Source organism: Rhodococcus sp. ENV425, assembly GCF_002887785.1.
GTDB lineage: Bacteria > Actinomycetota > Actinomycetes > Mycobacteriales > Mycobacteriaceae > Rhodococcus > Rhodococcus aetherivorans.
This window is the reverse complement of the sequence record NZ_PCZU01000133.1, coordinates 1-4,547: the sequence shown is the minus strand read 5'-3', so window position 1 is coordinate 4,547 and position 4,547 is coordinate 1. Positions and strand designations below refer to the sequence as shown.

The 4,547-nt window shown below is 71.7% G+C and carries 4 protein-coding genes; 2 read left to right on the top strand and 2 right to left on the bottom strand.

The features are described 5' to 3' along the window. Window positions 1-116 precede the first annotated feature (116 nt). Both efeO and efeU read right to left on the bottom strand, forming a co-directional pair. A complete protein-coding gene (efeO, locus tag CQZ88_RS10365; RefSeq protein ID WP_006940785.1) occupies window positions 117-1,256 on the bottom strand; it encodes an iron uptake system protein EfeO in 1,140 nt (379 codons plus the stop codon). 29 nt (window positions 1,257-1,285) lie between these two features. Next, entirely contained in the window at window positions 1,286-2,164 is an 879-nt protein-coding gene (gene efeU / locus CQZ88_RS10360; RefSeq protein ID WP_006940787.1) for an iron uptake transporter permease EfeU, read from the bottom strand. Window positions 2,165-2,303: 139 nt separating this feature from the next. On the opposite strand from efeU, the gene CQZ88_RS10355 reads away from it, so the two are divergent. Both CQZ88_RS10355 and eno read left to right on the top strand, forming a co-directional pair. Continuing rightward, on the top strand, window positions 2,304-3,065 hold the full coding sequence (locus tag CQZ88_RS10355; RefSeq protein ID WP_006940789.1) for a lytic transglycosylase domain-containing protein: 762 nt from the start codon (window positions 2,304-2,306) through the stop codon (window positions 3,063-3,065). A gap of 153 nt (window positions 3,066-3,218) precedes the next feature. Beyond that, complete coding sequence (eno, locus tag CQZ88_RS10350) at window positions 3,219-4,505, top strand: phosphopyruvate hydratase (protein WP_102799704.1); 1,287 nt, start codon at window positions 3,219-3,221, stop codon at window positions 4,503-4,505. Window positions 4,506-4,547: the final 42 nt, after the last annotated feature.

The window sequence follows — 4,547 nt, the reverse complement described above, 5'->3', positions numbered from 1 at the left end:
GCCGACCACCGCGCCCGCTCCGGCGAGCGCGGCGCCGGCACCGACCGCACCGAACAGGCGGCGGCGGGAGATGCCCCCGCGGGCGGCGGGGGCCGCGGCGGTGTCCGGGGTCCCGCTCATGCGCCTGCAGCTCCCGCGACGACACCCTGCACCTTGCTCACCTCGGCCGAGAGCGCGTCGATCAGGCGCGAGAGTTCCTGCCGCTGTGGCTCGGTCACGGTGTCGTAGGAGACGAAGCCGTCGCCCTGCCGGTACCGGGCGAGCGCGGCGTCGAGGTCGGCGAACCGGGCGTCGATGGCCTGCCCCAGCTCGGGATCGTTCGCGTCGAGGATCGGGCGCAGCGCGGCGACCGCGGCCTGCGAGCCGTCCACGTTGCCCTGGAAGTCCCACAGGTCGGTGTGGGAGAAGATGTCCTCCTCACCCGTGATCTTCGAGGTGGCGATCTCGTCGAGCAGGCCCTGTGCATTTCCGGCGATCTTGGTCGGGTCGACCGTGTAGTCGGCGGCGTTCACCAGGTCGGCCAGCTCCTGGACGTCGACCGCGAGCTGATCGGCGATCGCGCCCGTGTCGGGCTGGGGGCCCTGCACCCACAGGTCCTTCTCGAGCCGGTGGAATCCGGTCCAGGCCTGGCCGGGCTCGAGGTCCGCCTCGCGCAGGTCGATCCGCGGGTCGAGGTCGCCGAAGCTCTCCGCCTCCGGCTCGATGCGTTCGAAGTAGGTGCGGCTGACCGGGAACAGCCGCTTGGCCTCGTCGGCGTCGCCGGCCTTCACGGCGGCCACGAACTCGCCCGTGGCGGTGACGAGGGCTTCGGTCTGGCTGCGGATGTACCGGCGGTAGCCGTCGCCCGCCTCGGTGAGCTTGCCGTCGGCGTCGGTGGCGGCCTGGGAATCGCCCGTGACCACGAACTCCTGACGGATCCCGTCGCCGACCATGCCGGGGCGGCAGGACAGCTCGTAGGTGCCGGCCTCGGGCAGGTTCACGATCAGCTGCCGGGTGAGTCCGGGGCCGATGTTCTCGATCTCGCCCATCACCCGGTCGCCGGCGGCGAACACGTAGAACTCGGTGACCTTGGTGCCGTTGTTGGTGATGCTGAAGGTCGAGTGCCCGGTCGCGCCGTCCGCCGCCGCCACGTCGCATGCGGTGTCGGTGGCGGTGACCGCGATCGCGTCGTCGCCGGCGGTGGACTTCTCGGTGCAGCCCGCCAGGGCGAGGGGCAGGGCCGCTGCCGCCGCGAGGGCGTACGTGGATCGACGCATGGATCGGTGCCTTTCGAACAGGGAGGGGGTCAGACGGCGACGGCCGGTTCGGGTGTGCGGGCCGGCGCGACGGGACGCAGGAACACGTACAGGACGACGACGAGGTAGCTCACCCACGCGACGGCCTGGAGGACGGTGGGGTCCGGACGGAGGTTGAAGATCCCGGCCAGCACGGTGCCGTACCAGCTGCCGGCGTCGTAGTGGGCCGAGACGTCGAAGGCGAGGTTCGAGCCCCCGGGCAGGACGCCGCCGATCTGGAGGGCGCGCAGGCCGTAGGCGAGAATGCCGGCCGCGACCACGATCAGGAAGGCGCCGGTGTACTTGAAGAAGCGGGCCATGTCGATCCGGATCGCCCCGAGGTACATCAGTACCGTGAGCCCGGCGGCCACGCCGATGCCGAGGAGCAGGCCGACGAGCGGCCAGGCGCTGCCGGCGGTGTTCTCCGCGTACCCGACCATGAGCAGTGCGGTCTCGAGGCCCTCACGGCCGACCGCGAAGAACGACAGGGTGAGCACCGCCGCCGGTCCCGCGAGCAGTGCCTTCTCCATTCCGGAGCGCAGGTCCCCGGAGATCGACCGCGACGCCTTGCGCATCCACAGCACCATGGCGGTCACGATCACGACCGCGGCGAGCGACGCGAGGCCCGCGGCCACCTCGGCGGCGAGGCCGGTGAGGGTGGTGGTGCCGAAGTGGATGATCCCGAACGTCGCGGCGACCATGGCGACCGCGGTGCCGACGCCGAGCCATACCCACCTCAGGGCGTCGCGGCGCTGGGCCTTGACGAGGAAGGCGACCAGGATCATCACGACGATGCCCGCTTCGAGGCCCTCGCGGAGCCCGATGAGGCCGGAGCCGAACAGCTGGGTGGCGATCGACGGGGCCTCGGAGCTCGCGGCGAGTGCGGACATGGGCATGACTCCAACGGTTAGGTGAGGCGAACCTCTCTTAGGTGATGCAAGCCGAAAACATACACCCGGTCGGGACTCCGTCGACAGGGACCTTGGTCTCTTTACCTGCGCTTTGCCGGGGATATGGATGATGGGAACCATGCCCCCTGCCGCCTCGCGCCGACGCTCGCCGTGGCCGCGCGTCCTGGTCGGCGCCGTCGCCGCGGTGATCCTCGTGGTCGTCGGCGTTGCCGTCTGGAGCCCGCGCGAGCCGCGCATCCCGATCCCGGACGGCGTCCCGCCCGCCCCCGGAACCGCGGTCCCGGCGATCGACGTCGACGCCCCCGGCCGCACCGCCGACCAGTTGCGGGACTGGGCGGCACCGCAGGCCGAGGCGCTCGGCATCCCCCGCACCGCGCTCGAGGCCTACGGTCACGCCGCAGCCGTGCTCGCCGCCTCGCGCCCCGGCTGCGGGCTCGCATGGACGACGCTCGCCGGCATCGGGAGCGTGGAGAGCCGGCACGGCCGGTACAACGGCGCGAGCATCGCCCCCGACGGACGCGTCGACCCGCCCATCCGCGGTGTGCCCCTCGACGGTGGTCCCGGACTGGCCGAGATCCGAGACACCGACGGCGGCCGGCTCGACGGCGACCCCGTTCTCGACCGGGCGGTGGGGCCCATGCAGTTCATCCCCGAGACCTGGTTCCGCTGGGGCGTGGACGCGAACGGCGACGGCGTCGCCGACCCCGACAACATCGACGACGCGACCCTGACCGCCGGCCGCTACCTGTGCGACCGGGGCGGCGACCTCACCACCGCCGAAGGCTGGACGCGGGCGCTGACGGCCTACAACCTCTCGGGCGAATACCTCGCGCTGGTGCGCGACCGCGCCGCCGCGTACGGGGTGGGCCGTCGGCCCTGACGCGGCTGCCCGATCCGTCCGCCTCCCCGCCGGGCGGGCGGCCGGTGGCCGCCGCCGTGGGGCGCGCCGTGCTTCGGGCGCAGGTCGGGGCGGTTAGGCTGTTCCCAGCGTGCAGACCCCGCAGCGTGAAGTCCATCGAAGGAGAATCAGCCAGTGGCCATCATTGAGCAGGTAGGAGCCCGCGAGATCCTCGATTCGCGTGGTAACCCCACGGTCGAGGTCGAGGTGCTGCTCGACGACGGAAGTTTTGCCCGCGCTGCGGTGCCCTCCGGTGCGTCCACCGGTGAGCACGAGGCCGTCGAGCTGCGCGACGGTGGCGAACGCTACCTGGGCAAGGGCGTCGAGCAGGCCGTCGAGGGCGTCCTCGGCGAGATCGCCCCGGCCATCATCGGCCTCGACGCGACCGAACAGCGCACCGTCGACCAGGCCCTCCTCGACACCGACGGCACCCCCGACAAGGGCCGGCTCGGCGCCAACGCCCTGCTCGGCGCGTCCCTCGCCGTCGCCAAGGCCGCGGCCGAGTCCTCCGGACTCGAGCTGTTCCGCTACCTCGGCGGCCCGAACGCCCACATCCTGCCCGTGCCGATGATGAACATCCTCAACGGCGGCGCCCACGCCGACACCGGCGTCGACGTCCAGGAGTTCATGGTCGCCCCGATCGGCGCCCCCACCTTCAAGGAGTCCCTGCGCTGGGGCGCCGAGGTGTACCACGCCCTCAAGTCCGTGCTCAAGAGCCGCGGCCTGGCCACCGGTCTCGGTGACGAGGGCGGCTTCGCGCCCGACGTCGCCGGCACCAAGGAGGCCCTCGACCTCATCAGCGAGGCCGTCGCCAAGACCGGTCTGAAGCTCGGCACCGACGTCGCGCTCGCGCTCGACGTCGCCGCCACCGAGTTCTACACCGAATCTGCCGGCTACAAGTTCGAGGGCAAGGACCGCACCGCGGACGAGCTCGCCGACTTCTACAACGAGCTGCTCTCCGCGTACCCGCTGGTGTCCATCGAGGACCCGCTGAGCGAGGACGACTGGGACGGCTGGGTCGCACTGACCGACAAGATCGGCAACAAGGTGCAGCTCGTCGGCGACGACCTGTTCGTCACCAACCCCGAGCGTCTCGAGGAAGGCATCGTCAAGGGCGCCGCCAACGCGCTGCTGGTGAAGGTCAACCAGATCGGCACCCTCACCGAGACCCTCGACGCCGTCGACCTCGCGCACCGCAACGGCTACAAGTCGATGATGAGCCACCGCTCCGGCGAGACCGAGGACACCACCATCGCCGACCTCGCCGTCGCCGTGGGCAGCGGCCAGATCAAGACCGGTGCCCCGGCCCGCTCCGAGCGCGTCGCCAAGTACAACCAGCTGCTGCGCATCGAGGAGTCGCTCGGCGACGCCGCCCGGTACGCCGGCGAACTGGCGTTCCCGCGTTTCAACATCGAGGGCTGAGCGCACCCGCATGAGCCAGCGCGGTAGGTCCCGGCCCGGTGC